Raw genomic sequence first — 20,850 nt, 5'->3', positions numbered from 1 at the left:
GGATGTCAGTGGCGGAGTGCAGACTCGCTAGGGGCCGCCTCGCCGACCCGTCCGGGGTCGGCCGGCCGTCGTTTCCGTCGAAGGAGCACCACCCCATGCTCACCACCGACTTTCCCGCCGGCTCGCCCTGTTGGATCGACCTCGGCAGCCCGGACCCGGCCGCGGCCGCGACCTTCTACGGCGCGGTCTTCGGCTGGACGTTCCAGGACCTCGGCCCGGACGCGGGCGGCTACGGCTTCCTCCAGGCCGCCGGCAAGACCGTGGCCGCCGTCGGTCCGCTGACCGAGGAGGGCGCGCAGTCCGCCTGGACGACGTACTTCCGCACGCCCGACGCGGACGCCACCGCCGCCGCCGTCGAGAAGGCCGGTGGCACCGTGCGGGTCGCGCCGTTCGACGTCATGGAAGCCGGCCGGATGGCCCAGCTGACCGACCCGCAGGGCGCGCAGTTCGCGATCTGGCAGGCCGGCACCACCACCGGTCTGGACGCGGTGTCCACCGACAACGCGCTGGTCTGGGCCGAGCTGCACACCTCGAACCAGGAGGCCGGCTTCGCCTTCTACCAGCAGGTGTTCGGGTGGCGCTCGGAGAAGTTCCCCGCGCCGGGGATGACCTACCTGGTGGTCTCCCCCGCCGAGGGCGACCAGCGGGCCACCACCTTCGGCGGCATCGCCCCGATCATGGCCGAGGGCCAGCCGCCGTCCTGGACGCCGTACTTCGCCACCGAGGTGGTGGACGAGCTGGTCGGCCGGGCGCAGGCGGCCGGCGGCCAGGTGCTGATGGCCGCCGACGACATCCCGAACGTCGGCCGGATCGCCTGGCTGGCGGACCCGTTCGGCGCGCCGTTCGCGCTGATCAAGGGCGAACCGCAGGACTCCTGAACCCGCAGGGGCCCTGAACCCGGGGGCCCTGAACGGCGGCAGGGCCCGCCCACCGTGCGGTGGGCGGGCCCTGGTGTGTCTGGTGTGCCCTGCCGGGCACAGCTCAGCGGACCGGGTGACCGGCCTCGCGCAGCGCGTTCTTGACCTCGCGGATCCGCAGGTCGCCGAAGTGGAAGACGCTGGCGGCCAGCACCGCGTCCGCGCCGGCGTCCACCGCCGGGGCGAAGTCGGCCGTCCGGCCGGCGCCGCCGGAGGCGATCACCGGGACGGACACGGTCTTGCGGACCGCCCGGATCAGCTCCAGGTCGTAGCCGTCCTTGGTGCCGTCCGCGTCCATCGAGTTGAGCAGGATCTCGCCCGCGCCCAGCTCGGCGGCCCGGCCGGCCCACTCGACGGCGTCCAGGCCGGTGCCCCGGCGCCCGCCGTGCGTGGTGACCTCGAAGCCGGACGGCGTCTCGGTGCCCTCCGGGCAGCGCCGGGCGTCCACCGAGAGGACCAGCACCTGGCGGCCGAACCGCCGGGCGATCTCGCGGATCAGCTCCGGGCGGGCGATCGCCGCGGTGTTGACGCCGATTTTGTCGGCGCCGGCGCGCAGCAGCTTGTCGACGTCGTCGGGGGTGCGGATGCCGCCGCCGACGGTCAGCGGGATGAAGACCTGCTCGGCGGTGCGGCGGACCACGTCGTAGGTGGTCTCGCGGTCGCCGGAGGAGGCGGTGATGTCGAGGAAGGTCAGCTCGTCGGCGCCCTCGGCGTCGTAGAGCTTGGCCATCTCGACCGGGTCACCGGCGTCGCGCAGGTTCTGGAAGTTGACGCCCTTGACCACCCGGCCGGCGTCGACGTCCAGGCAGGGGATGACTCGTACGGCGAGGGTCACGGCTGTCCGCCTTCCACAGTGCTTGCCAGCCCGGGCCGGTGGGCGTCGAGTTCCACCTCGACCAGCATCCGGGGGTCGATCAGGCCCTGGACCACCACCATGGCGGCCACCGGGCGTACGTTCTCGAAGAGTTCGCGGTGGGCGCGGGCCACCGCGTCCACGTCACGGGCGTGGGTCAGGTACATCCGGGTGCGGACCACGTCGTCCGCGGTCAGGCCGTACGCGGCCAGGGCGTCCAGGCCGACCCGGAAGGAGGCGATCGCCTGCTCGTACGGGTCGCCCTCGCCGATGAGGGCCCGCCCCTGGAAGGGCCGGGCGCCGGCCACGTGCACGTGGTCGCCCACAGCGACCGCCTGCACCGAACCGAACACCTCCTCCCAGGGGGAGACTCCGCCGACCCGACCGCGCACGACCTGACGTTCCGTCATCCTGAAACCGCCTCCAGGGCCTCTTCGAGCGTGAACTTCTGCTCGTAGAGTGCCTTGCCGACGATGGCGCCCTCGACTCCCTCGCCGGTCAGCGTGGCGATGGCGCGCAGGTCGTCCAGCGAGGAGACGCCGCCGGAGGCGACCACCGGCTTGTCGGTGGCGGCGCAGACGTCGCGCAGCAGCTGCAGGTTGGGGCCGGTCAGGGTGCCGTCCCGGTTGACGTCGGTGACGACGTAGCGGGCGCAGCCCTCGGCGTCGAGGCGGGCCAGCACGTCGAAGAGCTGGCCGCCGTCGCGGGTCCAGCCGCGGCCGCGCAGGGTGGTGCCGACCACGTCCAGGCCGACGGCGATCTTGTCGCCGTGCTCGGCGATGACCTTGGCGACCCACTCGGGGCTCTCCAGGGCGGCGGTGCCGAGGTTGACCCGGGTGCAGCCGGTGGCGAGGGCGGCGGCCAGCGAGGCGTCGTCGCGGATGCCGCCGGAGAGCTCGACCTTGATGTCCAGCGCGCCGGTGACCTCGCGGAGCAGGTCGCGGTTGCTGCCGGTGCCGAAGGCGGCGTCCAGGTCGACCAGGTGGAGCCACTCGGCGCCGGCGTTCTGCCAGGCCAGGGCGGCGGCGAGCGGCTCGCCGAAGGAGGTCTCGGTGCCGGAGGCGCCCTTGACCAGGCGGACGGCCTGGCCGTCCCGGACGTCGACGGCGGGGAGCAGTTCGAGGCGGGTCATGGTGTCAGCTCTCAGATCGTCAGAGGGTGTTGACCCAGTTGGTCAGCAGGGCGGCGCCGGCGTCGCCGGACTTCTCGGGGTGGAACTGGGTGGCCCAGAGCGGGCCGTTCTCCACGGCCGCGACGAACGGCTGCCCGTGGGTGGCCCAGGTGACCAGCGGGGGGTCGATCCGCGCGCTGTGGATCTCCATGTCCCAGTGCCGCACCCCGTAGGAGTGCACGAAGTAGAAGCGGGTGTCGGCGTCGAGGCCGGCGAACATCCGGCTGCCCTCGGGGGCGTCGACGGTGTTCCACCCCATGTGCGGGACGACCGGCGCGTCCAGCGGCTCGACCGTGCCGGGCCACTCGTCGCAGCCGGGGGTCTCCACCCCGTGCTCGACGCCCTTCTCGAAGAGGATCTGCATGCCGACGCAGATGCCCAGCACGGGGCGGCCCCCGGAGAGCCGGCGGTCGATGATCCAGTCGCCCCGGACGCCCTTGAGCCCGCGCATGCAGGCCTCGAAGGCGCCGACGCCGGGGACGAGCAGGCCGTCCGCGTCCATCGCCGCCCGGTAGTCGGAGGTGACGGTGACGTTGGCGCCCGTGCGCTCGACGGCGCGCTGGGCCGAGCGGAGGTTGCCCGAGCCGTAGTCGAGCACGACGACGTTCTTGCCCATGTTCAGGTTTCCCGGTCTTTCGTTCGCTCGACGGTTACAGGCGCATCAGGCCGGAGACCAGGCACATCGCCGAGCCCAGCGCGAGGACGAGGATGACGCCCTTCGACTGCTTCTGCTTCCAGAACGAGATCACGCCGCCGGCCAGGAAGAGGCCGGCGAAGAGGAGGACGACGGCGGACTTGCTCACAGTGCACCCTTGGTCGACGGGAGGATGCCGGCCGCGCGCGGGTCGCGCTCGGCGGCGTAGCGCAGCGCCCGGGCCAGCGCCTTGAACTGGCACTCCACGATGTGGTGCGCGTTGCGCCCGTACGGCACGTGGACGTGCAGGGCTATCTGGGCCTGCGCCACGAAGGACTCCAGGATGTGCCGTGTCATCGTGGTGTCGTAGCTGCCGATCATCGGCGCCATGTTCTCCGGCTCGGTGTGCACCAGGTAGGGGCGGCCGGAGAGGTCCACGGTGACCTGGGCGAGCGACTCGTCCAGGGGCACCGTGCAGTTGCCGAAGCGGTAGATGCCGACCTTGTCGCCGAGCGCCTGCTTGAAGGCGGCGCCGAGCGCGAGGGCGGTGTCCTCGATCGTGTGGTGGGTGTCGATGTGCAGGTCGCCGTCGGTCTTCACGGTGAGGTCGAAGAGGCCGTGGCGGCCGAGCTGGTCGAGCATGTGGTCGTAGAACCCGACGCCCGTGGAGATGTCGGTCCTGCCGGTGCCGTCGAGGTCGATCTCGACCAGGACCGAGGTCTCCTTGGTGGTGCGCTCGATGCGTCCGATGCGGGTCATACGGGGTACAGCTCCTTGATCACTGTTGCGACGGCGTCCAGGAAGGCGTCGTTCTCGGCGGGGGTGCCGGCGGTGACGCGCAGCCAACCGGGAACGCCGTTGTCCCGGACCAGGACGCCGCGGTCGAGGATGGCCTGCCAGACGGCGTGGGTGTCCTCGAAGCGGCCGAACTGGACGAAGTTGGCGTCCGAGTCGGTCACCTCCAGGCCGAGCCCGCGCAGCGCGTCGACCAGCCGGTCGCGCTCCGCCTTGAGCCGGCCGACGTAGCCGAGCAGGGTGTCGGTGTGCTCCAGGCAGGCCAGCGCGGTGGCCTGGGTGACGGCCGACAGGTGGTACGGCAGCCGGACCAGCTGCACCGCGTCCACCACCGCCGGGTCGGCGGCGAGGTAGCCCAGCCGCAGGCCGGCCGCGCCGAAGGCCTTGGACATGGTGCGGGTGACCACCAGGTTGGGGCGGCCCGCCAGCAGCGGCAGCAGCGAGTCGCGGTGCGAGAACTCGACGTACGCCTCGTCCACGATCACCAGGCTGGGCCGGGCGGCCTGCGCGGCCTCGTACAGGCGCAGCACGGTCTCGGCGGCCACCGCGGTGCCGGTCGGGTTGTTCGGCGAGCAGATGAAGACGGCGTTCGGCCGGTGCTCGGCGATGGCCGCCTCGGCGGCGGCCACGTCGATGGTGAAGTCCTCGTTGCGCGGGCCGGAGATCCAGCCGGTGCCGGTGCCCCGGGAGATCAGGGCGTGCATCGAGTACGAGGGCTCGAAGCCGATCGCCGTGCGGCCGGGGCCGCCGAAGGTCTGCAGCAGCTGCTGGAGGATCTCGTTGGAGCCGTTGGCGGCCCAGACCTGCTCCCGGGCCACCGGGTGCCCGGTGGTGCGGGTCAGGTACGCGGCCAGGCCCTCGCGCAGCTCGACCGCGTCCCGGTCGGGGTAGCGGTTGAGGTTGCGGGCGGCCTCGGTGACGCGCTCGGCGATCCGGGCCACCAGCTCCTCGGGCAGCTGATACGGGTTCTCGTTGGTGTTCAGCTGGACGGGCACGTCGAGCTGGGGTGCACCGTACGGGGTCTGTCCGCGCAGTTCGTCGCGGATCGGAAGGTCGTCGATCTTCGTCACGAGCCGGGGACACTCCAGTCAAATCGGGCCTTGATCGCGTCGCCGTGCCCGGGGAGGTCCTCGGCGTCCGCCAGGTTGACGACGTGCGCGGCGATGCCGGCCAGGGCCTCGCGGTCGTACTCGACGACCTGGACCCCGCGCAGGAAGGTCTGGACGGAGAGCCCGGAGGAGTGGCAGGCGCAGCCGCCGGTGGGCAGCACGTGGTTGGAGCCGGCCGCGTAGTCGCCGAGCGACACGGGGGTGTACCGGCCGATGAAGATCGCGCCGGCGTTGCGCACCCCGGCGGCGACGGCGTGGGCGTCCCGGGTCTGGATCTCCAGGTGCTCGGCCGCGTACGCGTTGGCCACCTTCAGGCCCTGCTCCAGGTCGTCGACCAGGATGAGGCCGGACTGCGGACCACCGAGCGCCTCGGCCACCCGCTCGCTGTGCCTGGTCCGGGCGACCTGCTCCTTGAGCTCGGCCTCCACCGCGTCGGCCAGCGCCGGCGAGTCGGTGACCAGCACCGAGCCGGAGGTCGGGCCGTGCTCGGCCTGGCTGATCAGGTCGGCGGCCACCTCGGTGGCGTCCGCGCTGTCGTCGGCGAGCACCATGATCTCGGTCGGGCCGGCCTCGGAGTCGATGCCGATCCGGCCCGAGAAGTACCGCTTGGCGGCGGCCACGTAGATGTTGCCCGGGCCGGTGACCATGTTCACCGGCTCGCACTCCTCGGTGCCGAGGGCGAACATGGCGACCGCCTGGGCGCCGCCGACCGCGTACACCTCGGTGACGCCGAGCAGCGCGCAGGCCGCCAGGATGGTCGGGTGCACCCGGCCGCCGAAGGCCTTCTGCGGCGGCGAGGTGACGGCGATGCCGGTGACGCCGGCCTCCTGCGCGGGCACCACGTTCATCACCACGGAGGACGGGTAGACGGCCAGGCCGCCCGGCACGTAGAGGCCGACCCGGTCGACCGGCACCCAGCGCTGGGTGACCGTGCCTCCGGGCACCACCTGGGTGGTGTGCCCGGTGCGGCGCTGGTCGGCGTGGACGGTGCGGGCGCGGCGGATCGACTCCTCCAGGGCGGCCCGCACCTTCGGGTCCAGCCCCTCCAGGGCCTCGGCGATCTGCTCGGCGGGCACCCGGGTGGACTCCAGCCGGACGCCGTCGAACCGCTCGGTGATCTCGATCAGCGCCGTGACCCCGCGATGGCGTACGTCCTCGGCGATCGGCCGCACCTTCTCCAGGGCGGCCGCGACGTCGAAGTCAGCACGGGGCAGCAGGTCACGCGGGTCGTCGAGCGAGCCGCGCAGATCGATTCGAGAGATCACGCCAACCAGTGTAAGGAGTGGCCGGAATCGACGGCCCCGCATTTCAGTCCGTGATACGAAGGGCGAGACGACCGGGGGAACGGGGGAACGATGGCGGAACGGGCGCCGGACGACTGGACGCGGGTGGAGCAGGGGCTCTGGGAGGCGTTCCGGCACGGCCGGATCCACGACCTGCGGGCCGGCGACGCGGAGCAGGACGACCCCTTCGGCGAGGCCGAATGGGGCCCGGAGCGGACCGTCCGCGCCGAGGTACTGTCCCGGCTGCTGCTGGACGGCCCGGCCGCCGTCCCCGGGCGGGTCGCCTCGCTCAAGCTGACCGGGGCCCGGATCACCGGCCCGCTGCGGCTGGCCGGCGGCACCATCGGGCACTACGTCGAGCTGCACGACTGCCGGTTCGAGCAGAAGGTCCTGATGTCCGAGGCCGAGGCCGGCACGCTGCGCTTCGTCGGCTGCCTGGTCCCACGGCTGGAGGCCTCCCGCCTCGTCACCTCCGGCGACCTCCACCTCGCCCGCTGCCGAATACCCGACGGCCTGCGGCTCACCGACGCCCGGATCGGCACCGACCTGCTGCTCAACCAGAGCGTGCTCGGCGCCGACCGGTACGGCCGGGCGGTCTCCGCCGACGGGCTCGGCGTCAACCAGGACGTCGAGGCCGAACGGATCGAGGTCCGCGGCGAGCTGTCGCTGCGCACCTGCCGGATCGGCGGCCGGCTGTCGCTGCGCGGCGCCCAGCTGCACGCCGTCCCCGGCAACCGGACCTGCCTCAACGCCGTCCGGATGACGGTCGGCCACACGCTCTACCTGACCAGCTCCGCCGACTTCGGCTGGGTCGGCTCCCAGGCCTACTACGGCTCCGGCTACGGCGAGAGCCCGGCGCCGGACGCGCCCAGCACGCCGTTCCGCGCATTCGGCAGGGTCCGGCTCTCGGACAGCCGGTTCGAGAGCGCCTGCCTGATCTCCGGCGAGTTCCACCTGGAGGGGGACGACGAGCTCTCGCTGCGCCGCATCCAGACGCCCGAGCTCCGCTTCAGCTGCAAGGTCCCGCCCACCGGCCGCGTCTCGCTCTCCCGGGCCCGGATCGGCAACCTGGTCGACGACCCCGACGCCTGGCCGCGGGGCAGGCGGCTCGGGCTGACCGGCTTCACCTACGAGTGCCTGCGCCCGGTCGCCCCGTTCACCGTCCAGCAGCGGATCGCCTGGCTGGAGGGCTCCTCGGTGGAGTTCCAGCCCGAGTCCTACGAGCAGCTGGCCGCCGCGCTGCGCCGGGACGGCGCCGACGACGACGCCCGCGAGGTGCTCTACGCCAAGCAGCGCCGGCGCCGGCAGACCCTGCCGCTGCCGGCCCGGATCTGGGGCCGGATGCAGGACGTCACCGTCGGCTACGGCTTCCGCCCCGGCCGGGCCGCGCTCTGGCTGCTGCTCGCCTGGGCGCTCGGCAGCCTCTACTTCTCCACCCACGAGCTGCAGCCGCTCAAGGCCGACGAGCGGCCGCACTGGAACCCGATGCTGTACGCGCTGGGCCAGCTGCTCCCGGTCGTGGACCTCGGCCAGCAGGGCTGGAACCCGGGCGGCGCCGACCAGTGGGTCGTCTCCGGCCTGGTGATCGTCGGCTGGGTGCTGGCCACCACCGTCGCCGCCGGCGCCACCCGGATGCTCCAGCGCGGATAACCCTCGGGCGGACCGGGGCCCGGGGGAACTACGCTGTGCGCCGTGACAGAACGGCTGCCGCTCTTCCCGCTGAACACCGTGCTCTACCCGGGCCTGGTGCTGCCCCTGAACGTCTTCGAGGAGCGCTACCGCCGTCTCGTCGCCGACCTGCTCGCGCTGCCCGAGGACCAGCCCCGCCGGTTCGGCGTCCTCGCCATCCGGGACGGCCGCGAGGTCGCGCCGGTCCGGGCGGACGACGGCCCGGCCGGTCCGCTCGACGGCCTCGGCACCGTCACCGGCGACCCGCTCGAAGCGATGTACCACATCGGCTGCGTGGCCGACATCGCCTCCACCCAGGAGCAGCCCGACGGCCGGTACGAACTGCTGGTCACCGGCACCACCCGGTTCCGGCTGCGCTCGGTCGACACCGGCGGCCCGTACCTGGTCGGCGAGATCGAGCCGATCGAGGAGCAGCCCGGCGAGGGTGCGGGGGCGCTGGCCGCCGGCGTGGAGCGGGCCTTCCGGACGTACCAGAAGCGGCTGGCCGGGGCCCGCGAGGCCAGCACCGTCGGCCACCAGCAGCTGCCGGACGATCCGCAGGTGCTCTCCTACCTGGTGGCCGCCGCCTCGGTGCTCGGCACACCGGTCAAGCAGGAGCTGCTCGCCTGCCCGGACACCGCCCAGCGGCTGCGCACCGAGCTGGAACTGCTGCGCCGGGAGACGTCCGTGCTGAGCTGGCTGCCCTCGCTCCCGGCCGTCGACCTGACCCGCCAGTCGTTCAGCCCCAACTGACAGCCCCGACCGACAGCCGCACCGCAGCCCGTCCGGGAGCCCGGACCGGCCGCCCCGCCCGACTCCCGCCCCGGAGGTCCCGCAGATGGCCAGGAAGCCGAAGAAGGGCGGCCAGGGCACACCGGCCACGGTCGCCCTGGAGAACGCCGCCGTCGCGTTCACCGTGCACGCCTACGAGCACGACCCGGCGGCCGCCTCCTACGGCGGCGAGGCCGCCGAGGCGCTCGGGGTCGCCGCCGACCGGGTGTTCAAGACGCTCGTCGCCGACGTGGACGGCGTCCTCACCGTGGGCGTCGTCCCGGTGGCCGGGCAGCTCGACCTGAAGGCGCTCGCCGCGGCCGTCGGCGGCAAGCGCGCCGCGATGGCCGACCCGGCCGCCGCCGAGCGCAGCAGCGGCTACGTCCGCGGCGGCATCTCCCCGCTCGGGCAGCGCCGGCCGCTGCGCACCGTGGTGGACGACAGCGCCCTCGCCCACCCCACGGTCTACGTCTCGGCCGGCCGCCGCGGGCTGGAGGTCGAGCTGGCCCCCGCCGACCTGGTCACGCTCACCCGCGCCAGCACCGCGCCGATCGGGCGCTGACCGGCCGCACCGGTCCGTTCCGCCGGCGGGCTCAGCCCCGCCGGTCCTCCGGCGGCCGCGGCCCGTCCTGCGGCCGCCCCGCCGGGCCGGGCGCCCCGCCGGCCACGCCGGGAGCGGTGCCGGCCGGGCCCGGAGCGACGTCCGCGGGACCGGCCGGCAGGCCGTCCAGCGGCTGCTGCCCGGCGTACGGGCCGGCCCAGTACGGCGGCGGGTCCTCCTCGCGCTTGCCGAACGCCGCGGAGAGCGCCAGCAGCACCACCATGGCGGCCATCGGCCAGGCCAGCAGCGCGCCGTACGCCCCGAGGTCGATGTCGGCGTTGAAGTGGCCGCCGTTGCCGACCCGCCTGGCCTCGGCGACCAGGTCGCTGCCCGGGCCGAGCCGGCGGCCCAGGCCCCAGGCGCCGACCGAGGCCAGCAGCCCACCGACCGCGAGGCCGACGGCCACCGCGATCCCGCCGCCGCGCCGCCGGGTGGCCAGGAAGGCCCCGAGCGCGGTCAGGACGCCCATGCCCAGGCCGATCAGGACGAACATGCTGTCCGCCCCGGCCCGCTGCTCGCCCTCCGGGTCGCCGTAGAGGATCTTGTTGCCGTCGACCACCAGCGGCACCTTCGGCGCCAGCCACGCCCAGAGGGCCGCCATCGCCACCCCCAGCACCAGGCAGACCAGTACGGTGACCGCCCCGACCTTCAGCTCGGGCAGCAGCCGCTGGAGCGCGGGTCCGTCCGCCTTCCGTTCGAAGGCCCGGGCCGGCGCCGCCGGCGGCGCGAACGGGTTCGGGGCGGAGGTGTCCGCATCGGCGCCCGCAGCCGCGTGCAGGGGATCCGGAGGTGTGTTCGGTACGGTCACCCGCCCATCGTTTCACGAGCGCCGCCGGAACGGACCGGCCACCCGCACCGTGGACGCCCGGACCGCGGCCCGGGCCTACCGGGTGGTGGCCCGCCGGTAGGCCCAGGTGGCGACGGCCAGCGACACCACGCCCACCCCGGCGCAGACGGCGAGGTTGCCCACCACCTCCGCCCAGTCCGGATCGGGGGCGAAGGTCCGGGCGAAGGCCTCGACCCCGTACGTGGACGGCAGCAGGTCGCGCAGCCAGAGCACCGGCTGCGGCAGGTGGTCCACCGGGAGCACCCCGAGCAGCAGCGCCGCCGACATGCCGAGCTGCCCCAGCATGGTGGCGATCTCCTGCCGGGGCGCGAGCAGCCCGCAGGCCGCGCCGAGCCCGGAGAGCGCCGCGCCGGCCAGCGGCACCACGGCGAGCAGCACCCAGAGCTGCCCCAGCGGCAGCCCGAACATCACGGCCCCGGCCGCGGCCGTCACCACCGCGCCGGGCAGCGTGAACGAGGCGTACGCGGCGGCCGCGCCGAGCACCACCGAGGCGGCGGGGACGGGCAGCGTCGCGTAGTGGTCGAGGCCGCCGGTCGCCCGCAGCCGTCCGAAGTACTGGGCCAGCAGGTTGAGCGCCACGAACGCCACCACCAGCACGCTGGACCCGGCCACCACCGAGCGCGCAGCCGCCGTCTCCCCCGGGTCGACCACGCCGCGCATCATCACCAGGATGCCGAGCGACTGGAAGGTGGCGACGAACAGCAGCGGGATCCGGGCCACCTTGGCGCGGGCCAGCTGCGCCCGGTACACGGCGGCCAGCGCGGGCAGCAGCCGGGCGGCCGGGGCCAGCGGGGCGGGCCCGGCGTCCGTCGTCCCGCTGGTCTGCGGCGGCGCGGAGAGCAGCGTCACTTGACCAGTCCTCCATGGCGGCCGCCCAGCTTGAGGTACGCGTCCTCAAGGCTCGGGGTGGCCAGGGTGAAGTCGTCCAGGGCGGCGAAGGCCGGGCCGGTGGTGACGGCGGCGACCAGCTCGCGGGCCTCCTCGGGGGTGGTGCGCACGGTCCAGCGGCGGCCGGTGCGCTCGGCGCGCCCGGCCAGCTCCGCGACGGCGGGCACGGCGAGCGGGGCGTCGTCCCGCCAGACCAGGTCCAGCCGGACGTCGCCGTCGACGAGGGCCTTGAGTCCGCCGGGCGTGTCGCAGGCGATCACCCGGCCGTCGTCCAGCACGGCCACCCGGTCCAGCACGGTCTCCGCCTCGATCACGTTGTGGGTGACCAGCAGGACGGTGGTCCGCAGCTCGGTCCGGCGCCGCTCGACGGCGCTCCAGACCGCGCGGCGGGCGACCGGGTCCATGCCGGTGGTCGGCTCGTCGAGGACGAGCAGCGGCCGCTCGCCGACCAGCGCGGCGGCGAAGCAGGCGAGCCGGCGCTGACCGCCGGAGAGCTTGGCGAGCGGGCGGTGGGCGAGCGGTTCGAGGGCCAGCTCGGTCAGCACGTCGGCGGCCTCCGCGCGGGCCTTCGCCCGGCTGAGGCCGCGCAGCCGGCCGGTGGTCTCGGCGGCGAGCGCCACGGTCAGCTCGTCCAGCGCGGTGGACTCCTGGCCGAGGTAGCCGAGCAGCCTGGCGGCCCGCTCGGGGTGGCGGACCACGTCGTGGCCGAGGATCTCGACGGAGCCGGAGTCGGGCCGCAGCAGCCCGGTGAGCTGGCGGACCAGGGTCGACTTGCCGGCGCCGTTGGGCCCGAGCAGGCCGAAGATCTCACCCTGCCGGACGGTCAGGGTGACGCCGTCGTTGGCCCGGACGTCGGCGGCCGCGGCACCGCGCCCGGAGCGGTACGTCTTGACCAGGTCGCGTACGGCACAGCACGGCGAGGTCACCTCTGGACGGTTCACGCGCTGCCCTCACTCACGAGCGAAGACTCTACGCCGTGCGGCCCGCGAACCGGACAAGGGGGCCTGATCCACCGGAAGCGACGACCGCTGCGGTGAGGGCCTGCCCTGTGGATCAGTCGTCCACGACGATGTCCCCGCCGGGCACCCGGCCGGACAGCTCCTTCCAGAAGCCGGCCCGGATCGCGTACCGGTCGTGCTCGTCGATCTGGTCGTCCTTGTGCGCGAGCAGCCCGAACCGGGCGGCGTAGCGCAGCAGCTCGCCGTCGACCCGGTGCGGGATGCGCGGGTAGTCGGGCCAGAGCACGGTGAGCCGCTCGGCGTTGCCGATCCGCTCGCACCAGCGGCGGGCGAACACCTGGCCGACCTCGTGGGCGTCGCCGCCGATCGAGGTGATGTCCTCCTCGCGGTCGGCCCAGCGCTGCTCGGCGGTGGTCAGCTGGGCCAGGGTGGGCAGGCAGTCGCCGGCGGTGGCGGCCTGCTCGGCGGCGGGCCGCTCCACCCAGCCGCGGTCGGAGGACCAGCGCAGCACCGGACCGGCCGGGTGGCCCGCGGCGGCGGGCGGCGCGGCGGCGGTGCGGCCCGCTATGTCCTTGGGCGTCGGGACGACCTTGAGCGCGGTGGCGGCCGCCGGGGCGGGGCGCCCGTTGGCCGCCGGCACCGTGGCCGGGGCCGGCCCGGGGCGGACCGCGGGCACCGGCACCACCCCGGGCGGGCCGGCCGGCGGCGCGGCCAGGATCTTGGCGATCTCGTGCCGCGGCCCCGGCGCGGGGAAGACGGCCGCGTTGTCGCGCAGGCTGAACGATCCTTCGATCCACTCCCGGTCGAGCACCCGCCGCTCGTCGGCCTCGCCGACCAGGTCCTCGGACTGGTTGAAGTCGCCGTCGGCGGCCTGCAGCGCCCAGAGGTGGACGACCACGCCGTGCTCCTTGGCGGACATCATGCCGGGCAGCAGGTCGCCGTCGCCGGTGATCAGCACGACGTCGGCGCAGGCCCGGTTGCGGGCGAGTTCGGAGAGCTCGGCGTGCATCGCGGCGTCCACGCCCTTCTGCACCCAGCGGCCCTCGGCCCGGGTCAGCGCGCCCAGCCGGACGGTCACCCGGGGCAGCACCCGCAGCCGGCGGTGCTCGGGCATCGGGCGGCGGTCGGGGGCGGCGTCGAACCAGTAGATCCGCAGCAGCGGCAGGCCGGTCTCGGCCTCGGCCCGCTCGCGCAGGGCGGTGATCAGCGCGGTGTGGTCGACGGTGACCCGGGAGCGCGAAGGGTCCCCCGCGAGCAGGCTGGCGGCGGCGCCCAGCAGGTATCCCGCGTCCACCAGGACGACACAGCGGTCCATCGCGCACCTCTTTCCGCTCGCCCTCGGGGTCAGGCGCCGCCGGTCGCGGTGCCGGGTGGGCGCGGTCCGCCCGGCGGCCGGGCCCGGATGGGGTGAGGGAGGCCCGCAGCCGCCCGATCGTTGGGTCACCTTTACCCCTGGTTCGCGCGCCGAACCTCGGCGGATGTCGCGGTCCGGCAACGGCCGGGAACGCGGCGGAAGCGCGACGGGAACGCGACGGAAGCGGGACGGGGACGCGACGGGCCCCCGTCCCGGAGGACGGGGGCCCGCCCGGCGCCCGGCTGCGGCCGGGCGCGCGGCGCGTGCGGCCGGGTGCTCAGCCCCGGAGCTCGGCGGCGACCAGCTCGGCCAGCTGGACGGCGTTGAGCGCGGCGCCCTTGCGCAGGTTGTCGTTGGAGAGGAACAGCGACAGACCGTGCTCCACCGTCTCGTCGGCCCGGATCCGGCCGACGTAGCTCGGGTCGCGGCCGGCCGCCTGCAGCGGGGTGGGGATCTCGCTCAGCTCGACGCCGGGGGCGCCGGCGAGCAGCTCGACCGCGCGCTCGGGGCTGATCGGACGCTCGAAGCGGGCGTTGATCTGCAGCGAGTGGCCGGAGAAGACCGGCACGCGCACGCAGGTGCCGGCCACCTTCAGCTCGGGGATGCCGAGGATCTTGCGGCTCTCGTGGCGGAGCTTCTGCTCCTCGTCGGTCTCGTTGGAGCCGTCCTCGACGATCGAGCCGGCCAGCGGCACCACGTTGAAGGCGATCGGCCGCCGGTAGACCTTGGGCTCGGGGAACTCGACCGCACCGCCGTCGTGGGCGAGCGCCGAGGCGCCGTCGACGACCTTGGCGGCCTGGTCCTGCAGCTCGGCCACGCCGGCCACGCCACTGCCGGAGACCGCCTGGTAGGTGGAGACGACGAGCGCGGCGAGGCCGGCCTCCTCGTGCAGCGGGCGCAGCACCGGCATGGCGGCCATGGTGGTGCAGTTCGGGTTGGCGATGATGCCCTTGGGGCGGTCGGCGATCGCCTCCGGGTTGACCTCGGAGACGACCAGCGGGACCTCGGGGTCACGGCGCCAGGCCGAGGAGTTGTCGATCACGACAGCGCCGGCCGCGGCGACCTTGGGGGCGAGCGCCTTGGACGTGGCACCGCCGGCCGAGAAGATCACGATGTCCAGGCCGGTGTAGTCGGCCGTGGCCGCGTCCTCGACGGTGATCTCGGTGCCCTGCCACGGCAGGGTGCGCCCGGCCGAGCGGGCGGAGGCGAACAGCCGCAGCTGCTCCACCGGGCCCAGGCCGCCCTCGCGACCCGCGCGCTCCGCCAGGATCTCGCGGACCACGCCGCCGACCTGGCCGGTGGCCCCGACAATGCCGATCTTCATTCCGACAACTCCTCTTGATGTTGCTGTTCACAGCCGCACTCTGCCCATCATGCCTTGCCACGGGCGGGGCGCGACCTGGCATTCCACGGTGTGAGAGGCCCGGACCCGCTCAGTGGTCCAGACCGGTGGCGAGCTCCAGCGCCCGCGCGGTCTCCGCCGGGCCGGCCGGCAGCAGCGGGAGCCGCACCGCCGGGGTGGGAATCAGGCCCTGGGCGTGCAGCACGCCCTTGACCACGCTGGGGTTGGGCGCGGCGAACGCGGCGGCCGACAGCGCGGCCAGCCGGTGGCCCAGCGCACGGGCTTGCGGGACGTCCCCGCGCTCCCAGGCGGCGGCCAGCTCGACGAACCGGGCGGTGGCCAGGTGGGCGGAGGCCAGGATGCCGCCGGCCGCACCCAGCGCCAGCATCGGCGCGAGGAAGGCGTCTTCCCCGGCCAGCACCGCGAAGCCGGCCGGTCCGGCGGCGAGCAGCTCCACCGCGTCCTGGTCCACCGCGCCGGTCGCGTACTTGACGCCCACCACGCCCGGCAGGGCCGCGAGTTCGCCCAGTGCGGCGGCCGAGAGTGCCTGCCCGGTGCGGTACGGGATGTGGTAGACGATCAGCGGCACCGAGCTCGCCCCGGCCAGCGCCCGGAAGTGCGCCAGCGTCCCGGCCTCGCCCGGCCGGACGAAGGACGGCGCGGTGACCAGCGCGGCCGCCGCGCCCGGCACCCGCTCGCGCAGGCCCGCCAGCTCCTCGGCGGCCGCCCGGGTGTCCGGACCGCCGGCGCCGACCACCAGCTGCCCGCCCAGCTCGGCGCAGACGGCGGCACAGACCTCGACCACCGCCGCCTTCTCCGCCGCGTCCAGCGTGGCCGGCTCGCCGGTGGTGCCGAGCGCGACCAGCCCGGCCGCACCGCCGGCGAGCACCGAGCGGGCCAGCTTGTCCAGCGCGTCCAGGGCGACCGAGCCGTCGGCGGCGAAGGGGGTGACCAGGGGGACGTAGATGCCCTTGAGTTCCATGGTCACGATCCTGCGACCGGGCGGTCCCGCAGGTCCAGTTCACATTTCCGACGCTTCTCGTAAGCTGAGCCGATGCTCGACGTCCGACGCCTGCGCCTGCTGCGCGAACTCGCCCACCTCGGCACCATCGCCGCCGTCGCCGAGGCGCTGTCGTTCAGCCCTTCGGCCGTCTCCCAGCAGCTGTCCGTGCTGGAGAAGGAGGCCGGTGTCCCGCTGCTGGAGCGCACCGGGCGGCGGGTGGCGCTCACGCCGGCCGGGCGGAACCTGGTGCGGCACGCCGAAGCGGTGCTGGAGCGGCTGGAGCAGGCGGACGCCGAACTCGCCCACGCCCGCGAGGGGCTGGCCGGTCCGCTGCGGATCGGCACCTACCCGTCGGCGGCCAAGGCGATCATCCCGGCGGTCCTCGCCGAGCTGGCCGGCTGGCACCCGGGGCTGGAGCCGATGGTGAACGAGGTGGACCCGGCGGCCGTCGCGGCCGCGCTGCGCGCGGGCGAGCTGGACGTGGCGCTGGTGCACGAGTACGACCTCGTCCCGGCCGAGCCGGAGCCCGGCCTCGCGGTGACCCGCCCGGTGTTCACCGAGCCGATGTACCTGGCGGCCCGCTCCCCCGGCACGATCGCCGAGCACCGCGCCGCACCGTGGATCATGGCGCCGCCGGGGACGCTCTGCCACACGATGGCCGTCCGGGCCTGCGAGAGCGCCGGCTTCGCACCCCGGATCCGGCACCAGATCGACGACTTCGCCACGGTGCTGGCCCTGGTGGCGGCCGGTCAGGGGGTGGCGCTCGTCCCCCACCTGGGCATCGCGCAGCCCCCGCCGGGGGTGGTGCTCACCCGGCTGCCGATGTACCGGCGCACCCGCGCCGCGTTCCGCGCGGGCGCCGGCTCCCACCCGGCGATCTCGGCCTTCGTCTCGGCCCTGCACACCGCCGTCCCCGCAGGCCTCGGCGGCGGGTCCTAGCGGAAGCTCCGCCGACCCGCCGCCGGCGGCGGGATCACCCGGCCAGGCAGCTCGGCCCGAGCAGTTGCTTGAGGTCGCCGAACAGCGCCGGGTCCGACTTCACCCGGTGCCGGTCCAGCCGCAGCACGGTGGTCTTGTTCCGCGCCTCCAGCCGGACCCGCACCTCCGTCGTCCCCCGGTGGCTGCTCAGCACCTCGCCGAGCCGGGCCACCAGCGGGGGCGTCACCTTGCCGCTCGGGATGTTGATGACGATCGGCGCCTCGGCGTGCGCGTTCGACAGGTCGGGGACGGACAGCTCCATGCCCATCAGCCGGGGCACGTCCTCCCGCTTGTCCAGCTTGCCGCGGACGAACACCACGGCGTCCTCGACCAGCTGCGAGGAGACCAGCTGGTAGCTGGCCGGGAAGAACATGCAGTCGATCGAGCCGGCGAGGTCCTCGACGGTGGCGATCGCCCAGGCGTTGCCCTGCTTCGTCATCTTCCGCTGCAGGCCCGAGATGATGCCGCCGATGGTGACGATGGTGCCGTCCGGCCGCTCCGCGAGGTCCGCCACCGCGCAGTCCGCCTTGTCGGCGAGCACGTGCTCGATGCCGTGCAGCGGGTGCGAGGAGACGTACAGGCCGAGCATCTCCCGCTCCTGGGTGAGCAGGAAGGACTTCTCCCACTCCTCCTCGGAGAAGACCACGTCCAGCCCGAAGCTCGGCTCGTCGCTGGCCGCGTCGCCGCCGAAGAGGTCGAACTGGCCCTCGGCCTCCTTGCGCTTGACCCCGACGACGTTGTCGATCATCGGCTCGAACTGCGCGGTCAGGCCCTTGCGGGTGTGCCCGAGCGAGTCGAAGGAGCCGGCCTTGATCAGCGATTCGACGGTCCGCTTGTTGCAGACCACCGACTCCACCTTGTCCAGGAAGTCCGGGAAGGAGGCGAACTTCCCCTTCGCCTTCCTGGTCCGGATCATCGACTCGACGACCGGCCCGCCGACGTTGCGGATGGCGGTGAGGCCGAACCGGACGGTGTCGTTCCCGTGCGGGGTGAAGTCCGCGTCCGACTCGTTGACGTCCGGCGGGAGCACGTTGATGCCCATCTTCCGGGCCTCGTTGAGGTAGATCGCCGACTTGTCCTTGTCGTCCTTGACCGAGGTGAGCAGGCCGGACATGTACTCGGCCGGGTAGTTGGCCTTGAGGTACGCGGTCCAGTAGGAGACCAGCCCGTACCCGGCGGTGTGCGCTTTGTTGAACGCGTAACCGGAGAAGGGGACCAGGACGTCCCAGACCGCCTGGATCGCCGCGTCCGAGTAGCCGTGCTCGCGGCAGCCCTTCTGGAACGGGACGAACTCCGCCTCCAGGATCTCCTTCTTCTTCTTGCCCATCGCACGGCGCAGCAGGTCGGCCTGGCCGAGCGAGTAGCCGGCCAGGATCTGCGCGGCCTTCTGGACCTGCTCCTGGTAGACGATCAGGCCGTAGGTCGGCTTGAGGATCTCCTCCAGGGGCTTCTCCAGCTCCGGGTGGATCGGGGTGATCTCCTGCTGGCCGTTCTTGCGCAGCGCGTAGTTGGTGTGCGAGTTGACGCCCATCGGGCCGGGCCGGTACAGCGCGAGGACGGCGGAGATGTCCTCGAAGTTGTCGGGCTTCATCAGGCGCAGCAGCGAGCGCATCGGGCCGCCGTCGAGCTGGAAGACGCCGAGCGTGTCGCCGCGGGCCAGCAGCTCGTAGGTGGGCTTGTCGTCCAGGGGCAGATCAAGCAGGTTGATCTTGATGCCCTTGTTCTTCTCGATCGCCTTGACGGCGTCGTCCATGATCGTCAGGTTGCGCAGGCCGAGGAAGTCCATCTTGAGAAGGCCGAGGCCCTCACAGGTGGGGTAGTCGAACTGCGTGATGGTGACGCCGTCGGTGTGCCGGGTCCAGACCGGGATGTGGTCGGTCAGCGGCTCGGCGGACATGATGACGCCGGCCGCGTGGACGCCGGGCTGGCGGATCAGGCCCTCGATGCCGCGCGCGGTGTCGATCACCTTGCGGACGTCCGGGTCGGTCTCGTACAGCCCGCGGATCTCGCCGGCCTCGCTGTAGCGCGGGTGCGAGGAGTCGGTGATGCCGGAGAGCGGGATGCCCTTGCCCATGACGTCCGGCGGCATCGCCTTGGTGATCCGGTCGCCCATCGCGTAGGGGTAGCCGAGGACGCGCGAGGAGTCCTTGATGGCGGCCTTCGCCTTGATGGTGCCGTACGTGACGATCATGGCGACCTTGTCGGAGCCCCACTTCTCCGTCACGTACCGGATCACGTCACCGCGCCGGCGCTCGTCGAAGTCGATGTCGACATCGGGCATGGAGATGCGCTCGGGGTTGAGGAAGCGCTCGAAGATCAGGCCGTGCGGGATCGGGTCGAGGTCGGTGATGCCCATGGCGTAGGCGACCAGCGAGCCGGCCGCCGAACCACGGCCGGGGCCCACCGCGATGCCCTGGCCCTTCGCCCACATGATGAAGTCGGCGACCACGAGGAAGTACGCCGGGAACCCCATCTGGATGATGGTGTCCATCTCGTACTCGGCGAGCTTCTTGTGCTCCTCGTCGTACCCGTTCGGGAAGCGCCAGTCCATGCCCTCCCAGACCTTGGACTTGAAGAAGTCCGACTCGGACTCGAAGCCCTCCGGGATCGGGAAGCGCGGCATGAGGTTGCGGAACTCGAACATGCCGGTGGTGTCGACCCGCTCGGCCACCAGCAGCTGGCTGTTGCGGCAGCCCTCCTGCCAGGCGTCCGAGGAGTCCAGCGCGTACATCTCGGCGGCCGACTTGATGTAGTAACCGGTCCCGTCGAAGCGGAAGCGGTCCGGGTCCGAGAGGTTCTTGCCGGTCTGCACGCAGAGCAGCAGGTCGTGGGCGCCGGCGTCGGCCTCGGTGGTGTAGTGCGAGTCGTTGGTGACCACCGGCGGGATGCCGAGCTTCTTGCCGATCTCGATCAGCCCGTCGCGGACCCGCTTCTCGATGTCGAGACCGTGGTCCATCAGCTCCAGGAAGTAGTTCTCCTTGCCGAAGATCTCCTGGTACTCGCCGGCCGACCTGAGCGCCTCGTCGAACTGGCCGAGGCGCAGCCGGGTCTGCAGCTCGCCCGAGGGGCAGCCGGTGGTGGCCATCAGGCCGCCGGACAGCTCGGCGATCAGCTCCTTGTCCATCCGGGGCCACTTCACCAGCCAGCCCTCGGAGTACGAGCGCGAGGTCAGCTTGAAGAGGTTGTGCAGGCCCTCCTTGTTCCGGGCCCAGATGGTCTTGTGGGTGTAGGCACCGGACGCCGAGACGTCGTCCTTCTTCTGGTGCGGCTGGCCCCAGAGGACGCGCTTGGTGTTCGAGCGGGACTCCGGCGCGACGTACGCCTCGATGCCGATCACCGGGGTGAGGCCCGCGCCGGTGGCCTGCTTGTGGAACTCGGCCGCGCCGTACATGTTGCCGTGGTCGGTCATCGCGACGTGGGTCTGGCCCAGCCGCTCGACCTCCTTGAACATCTGCTTCAGCCGGGCGGCGCCGTCCAGCATCGAGTACTCGGTGTGGACGTGCAGGTGCGCGAACGGCTGATCGCTCAAGGCGGGGCCTCCGGAGGCTCGTGCTTGTCTGGTTGGCCGGCGAACGTGCAGGTCACAGAGGGTGCCTGGAAACAGATACGGCCCGAGCCACTCCCGGGGCCCGGACCAGCACTCACACGTTCACGCCCCTACTCTAGCCCCCAGACGC

At 73.3% G+C, this 20,850-nt stretch carries 20 protein-coding genes; 5 read left to right on the top strand and 15 right to left on the bottom strand.

The features are described 5' to 3' along the window. The first annotated feature begins 95 nt into the window (after positions 1-95). Entirely contained in the window at positions 96-878 is a 783-nt protein-coding gene (locus tag ACIPSC_RS01425) for a VOC family protein (protein ID WP_400822148.1), read from the top strand. A 103-nt stretch (positions 879-981) separates the two neighbouring features. Here the strand turns inward: ACIPSC_RS01425 and hisF are convergent, their stop codons facing one another. The 8 genes from hisF to hisD are packed head-to-tail and all read right to left on the bottom strand — an operon-like array spanning position 982 to position 6,744. Further along, positions 982-1,752, bottom strand: coding sequence for an imidazole glycerol phosphate synthase subunit HisF (hisF, locus tag ACIPSC_RS01420; protein WP_400822147.1), 771 nt, complete (start codon positions 1,750-1,752; stop codon positions 982-984). Further along, positions 1,749-2,180 carry a Rid family hydrolase gene (locus ACIPSC_RS01415; protein ID WP_400822146.1) on the bottom strand — a complete coding sequence of 144 codons (432 nt, stop codon included), beginning with the start codon at positions 2,178-2,180 and terminating at the stop codon, positions 1,749-1,751. The genes hisF and ACIPSC_RS01415 overlap by 4 nt, the downstream gene beginning before the upstream one ends. Further along, positions 2,177-2,902: a bifunctional 1-(5-phosphoribosyl)-5-((5-phosphoribosylamino)methylideneamino)imidazole-4-carboxamide isomerase/phosphoribosylanthranilate isomerase PriA gene (priA, locus tag ACIPSC_RS01410; protein ID WP_400822145.1), complete on the bottom strand. Its 726-nt coding sequence runs from the start codon at positions 2,900-2,902 to the stop codon at positions 2,177-2,179. Before priA ends, ACIPSC_RS01415 begins: the two co-directional genes overlap by 4 nt. Before the next feature lie 19 nt (positions 2,903-2,921). Then, a complete protein-coding gene (gene hisH / locus ACIPSC_RS01405; protein WP_400822144.1) occupies positions 2,922-3,557 on the bottom strand; it encodes an imidazole glycerol phosphate synthase subunit HisH in 636 nt (211 codons plus the stop codon). 34 nt (positions 3,558-3,591) lie between these two features. Beyond that, positions 3,592-3,744, bottom strand: coding sequence for a hypothetical protein (locus tag ACIPSC_RS01400; protein ID WP_313763301.1), 153 nt, complete (start codon positions 3,742-3,744; stop codon positions 3,592-3,594). Beyond that, positions 3,741-4,334: an imidazoleglycerol-phosphate dehydratase HisB gene (gene hisB / locus ACIPSC_RS01395; RefSeq protein ID WP_395296576.1), complete on the bottom strand. Its 594-nt coding sequence runs from the start codon at positions 4,332-4,334 to the stop codon at positions 3,741-3,743. The genes ACIPSC_RS01400 and hisB overlap by 4 nt, the downstream gene beginning before the upstream one ends. Further along, on the bottom strand, positions 4,331-5,440 hold the full coding sequence (locus tag ACIPSC_RS01390; protein ID WP_400822143.1) for a histidinol-phosphate transaminase: 1,110 nt from the start codon (positions 5,438-5,440) through the stop codon (positions 4,331-4,333). The genes hisB and ACIPSC_RS01390 overlap by 4 nt, the downstream gene beginning before the upstream one ends. Beyond that, positions 5,437-6,744, bottom strand: coding sequence for a histidinol dehydrogenase (hisD, locus tag ACIPSC_RS01385; RefSeq protein ID WP_400822141.1), 1,308 nt, complete (start codon positions 6,742-6,744; stop codon positions 5,437-5,439). The genes ACIPSC_RS01390 and hisD overlap by 4 nt, the downstream gene beginning before the upstream one ends. A 90-nt stretch (positions 6,745-6,834) precedes the next feature. Here hisD and ACIPSC_RS01380 point away from each other — a divergent pair, with 90 nt between their 5' ends. The 3 genes from ACIPSC_RS01380 (at position 6,835) to ybaK (ending at position 9,763) form a co-directional block, all read left to right on the top strand. After that, positions 6,835-8,412: an oxidoreductase gene (locus tag ACIPSC_RS01380; protein WP_400822140.1), complete on the top strand. Its 1,578-nt coding sequence runs from the start codon at positions 6,835-6,837 to the stop codon at positions 8,410-8,412. 42 nt (positions 8,413-8,454) lie between these two features. Next, complete coding sequence (locus tag ACIPSC_RS01375; protein ID WP_400822139.1) at positions 8,455-9,183, top strand: LON peptidase substrate-binding domain-containing protein; 729 nt, start codon at positions 8,455-8,457, stop codon at positions 9,181-9,183. An 85-nt stretch (positions 9,184-9,268) separates the two neighbouring features. Next, positions 9,269-9,763: a Cys-tRNA(Pro) deacylase gene (gene ybaK, locus ACIPSC_RS01370; RefSeq protein WP_400822138.1), complete on the top strand. Its 495-nt coding sequence runs from the start codon at positions 9,269-9,271 to the stop codon at positions 9,761-9,763. Between the two features lie 31 nt (positions 9,764-9,794). Here the strand turns inward: ybaK and ACIPSC_RS01365 are convergent, their stop codons facing one another. The 6 genes from ACIPSC_RS01365 to ACIPSC_RS01340 form a co-directional block, all read right to left on the bottom strand. Further along, on the bottom strand, positions 9,795-10,610 hold the full coding sequence (locus ACIPSC_RS01365) for a hypothetical protein (RefSeq protein WP_400822137.1): 816 nt from the start codon (positions 10,608-10,610) through the stop codon (positions 9,795-9,797). Positions 10,611-10,685: 75 nt separating this feature from the next. Next, entirely contained in the window at positions 10,686-11,498 is an 813-nt protein-coding gene (locus ACIPSC_RS01360; protein WP_400822136.1) for an ABC transporter permease, read from the bottom strand. Then, complete coding sequence (locus ACIPSC_RS01355; RefSeq protein WP_400822135.1) at positions 11,495-12,478, bottom strand: ABC transporter ATP-binding protein; 984 nt, start codon at positions 12,476-12,478, stop codon at positions 11,495-11,497. Before ACIPSC_RS01355 ends, ACIPSC_RS01360 begins: the two co-directional genes overlap by 4 nt. A 112-nt stretch (positions 12,479-12,590) precedes the next feature. After that, entirely contained in the window at positions 12,591-13,811 is a 1,221-nt protein-coding gene (locus ACIPSC_RS01350; RefSeq protein WP_400822134.1) for an NYN domain-containing protein, read from the bottom strand. Between the two features lie 316 nt (positions 13,812-14,127). Then, positions 14,128-15,174 carry an aspartate-semialdehyde dehydrogenase gene (locus ACIPSC_RS01345; protein ID WP_400822132.1) on the bottom strand — a complete coding sequence of 349 codons (1,047 nt, stop codon included), beginning with the start codon at positions 15,172-15,174 and terminating at the stop codon, positions 14,128-14,130. Between the two features lie 109 nt (positions 15,175-15,283). Further along, complete coding sequence (locus ACIPSC_RS01340) at positions 15,284-16,174, bottom strand: dihydrodipicolinate synthase family protein (protein WP_400822130.1); 891 nt, start codon at positions 16,172-16,174, stop codon at positions 15,284-15,286. A gap of 72 nt (positions 16,175-16,246) precedes the next feature. Between ACIPSC_RS01340 and ACIPSC_RS01335 the strand changes: the two genes are divergently transcribed. After that, positions 16,247-17,134, top strand: a complete 888-nt coding sequence (locus ACIPSC_RS01335; RefSeq protein WP_400822128.1) for a LysR substrate-binding domain-containing protein — start codon at positions 16,247-16,249, stop codon at positions 17,132-17,134. A gap of 34 nt (positions 17,135-17,168) precedes the next feature. On the opposite strand, the gene dnaE is transcribed toward ACIPSC_RS01335, so the two are convergent. Then, the gene (gene dnaE / locus ACIPSC_RS01330; protein ID WP_400822126.1) at positions 17,169-20,702 is read right to left on the bottom strand and encodes a DNA polymerase III subunit alpha; all 3,534 of its coding nucleotides are present in this window, start codon (positions 20,700-20,702) and stop codon (positions 17,169-17,171) included. Positions 20,703-20,850 lie beyond the last annotated feature (148 nt).

Origin of the sequence: Kitasatospora sp. NPDC090091, from assembly GCF_044747365.1 — a bacterium.
Classification (GTDB): Bacteria; Actinomycetota; Actinomycetes; order Streptomycetales; family Streptomycetaceae; genus Kitasatospora.
This window is presented reverse-complemented; position numbering and strand designations above follow the sequence as displayed.

Bases quoted from the DNA above. Each gene is read 5' to 3' on its own strand.
- ACIPSC_RS01425 (WP_400822148.1), top strand. From the start codon at position 96: ATGCTCACCACCGACTTTCCCGCCGGCTCGCCCTGTTGGATCGACCTC.
- ACIPSC_RS01415 (WP_400822146.1), bottom strand. From the start codon at position 2,180: ATGACGGAACGTCAGGTCGTGCGCGGTCGGGTCGGCGGAGTCTCCCCC.
- priA (WP_400822145.1), bottom strand. From the start codon at position 2,902: ATGACCCGCCTCGAACTGCTCCCCGCCGTCGACGTCCGGGACGGCCAG.
- hisH (WP_400822144.1), bottom strand. From the start codon at position 3,557: ATGGGCAAGAACGTCGTCGTGCTCGACTACGGCTCGGGCAACCTCCGC.
- hisB (WP_395296576.1), bottom strand. From the start codon at position 4,334: ATGACCCGCATCGGACGCATCGAGCGCACCACCAAGGAGACCTCGGTC.
- ACIPSC_RS01380 (WP_400822140.1), top strand. From the start codon at position 6,835: ATGGCGGAACGGGCGCCGGACGACTGGACGCGGGTGGAGCAGGGGCTC.
- ybaK (WP_400822138.1), top strand. From the start codon at position 9,269: ATGGCCAGGAAGCCGAAGAAGGGCGGCCAGGGCACACCGGCCACGGTC.
- ACIPSC_RS01350 (WP_400822134.1), bottom strand. From the start codon at position 13,811: ATGGACCGCTGTGTCGTCCTGGTGGACGCGGGATACCTGCTGGGCGCC.
- ACIPSC_RS01345 (WP_400822132.1), bottom strand. From the start codon at position 15,174: ATGAAGATCGGCATTGTCGGGGCCACCGGCCAGGTCGGCGGCGTGGTC.
- ACIPSC_RS01340 (WP_400822130.1), bottom strand. From the start codon at position 16,174: ATGGAACTCAAGGGCATCTACGTCCCCCTGGTCACCCCCTTCGCCGCC.
- ACIPSC_RS01335 (WP_400822128.1), top strand. From the start codon at position 16,247: ATGCTCGACGTCCGACGCCTGCGCCTGCTGCGCGAACTCGCCCACCTC.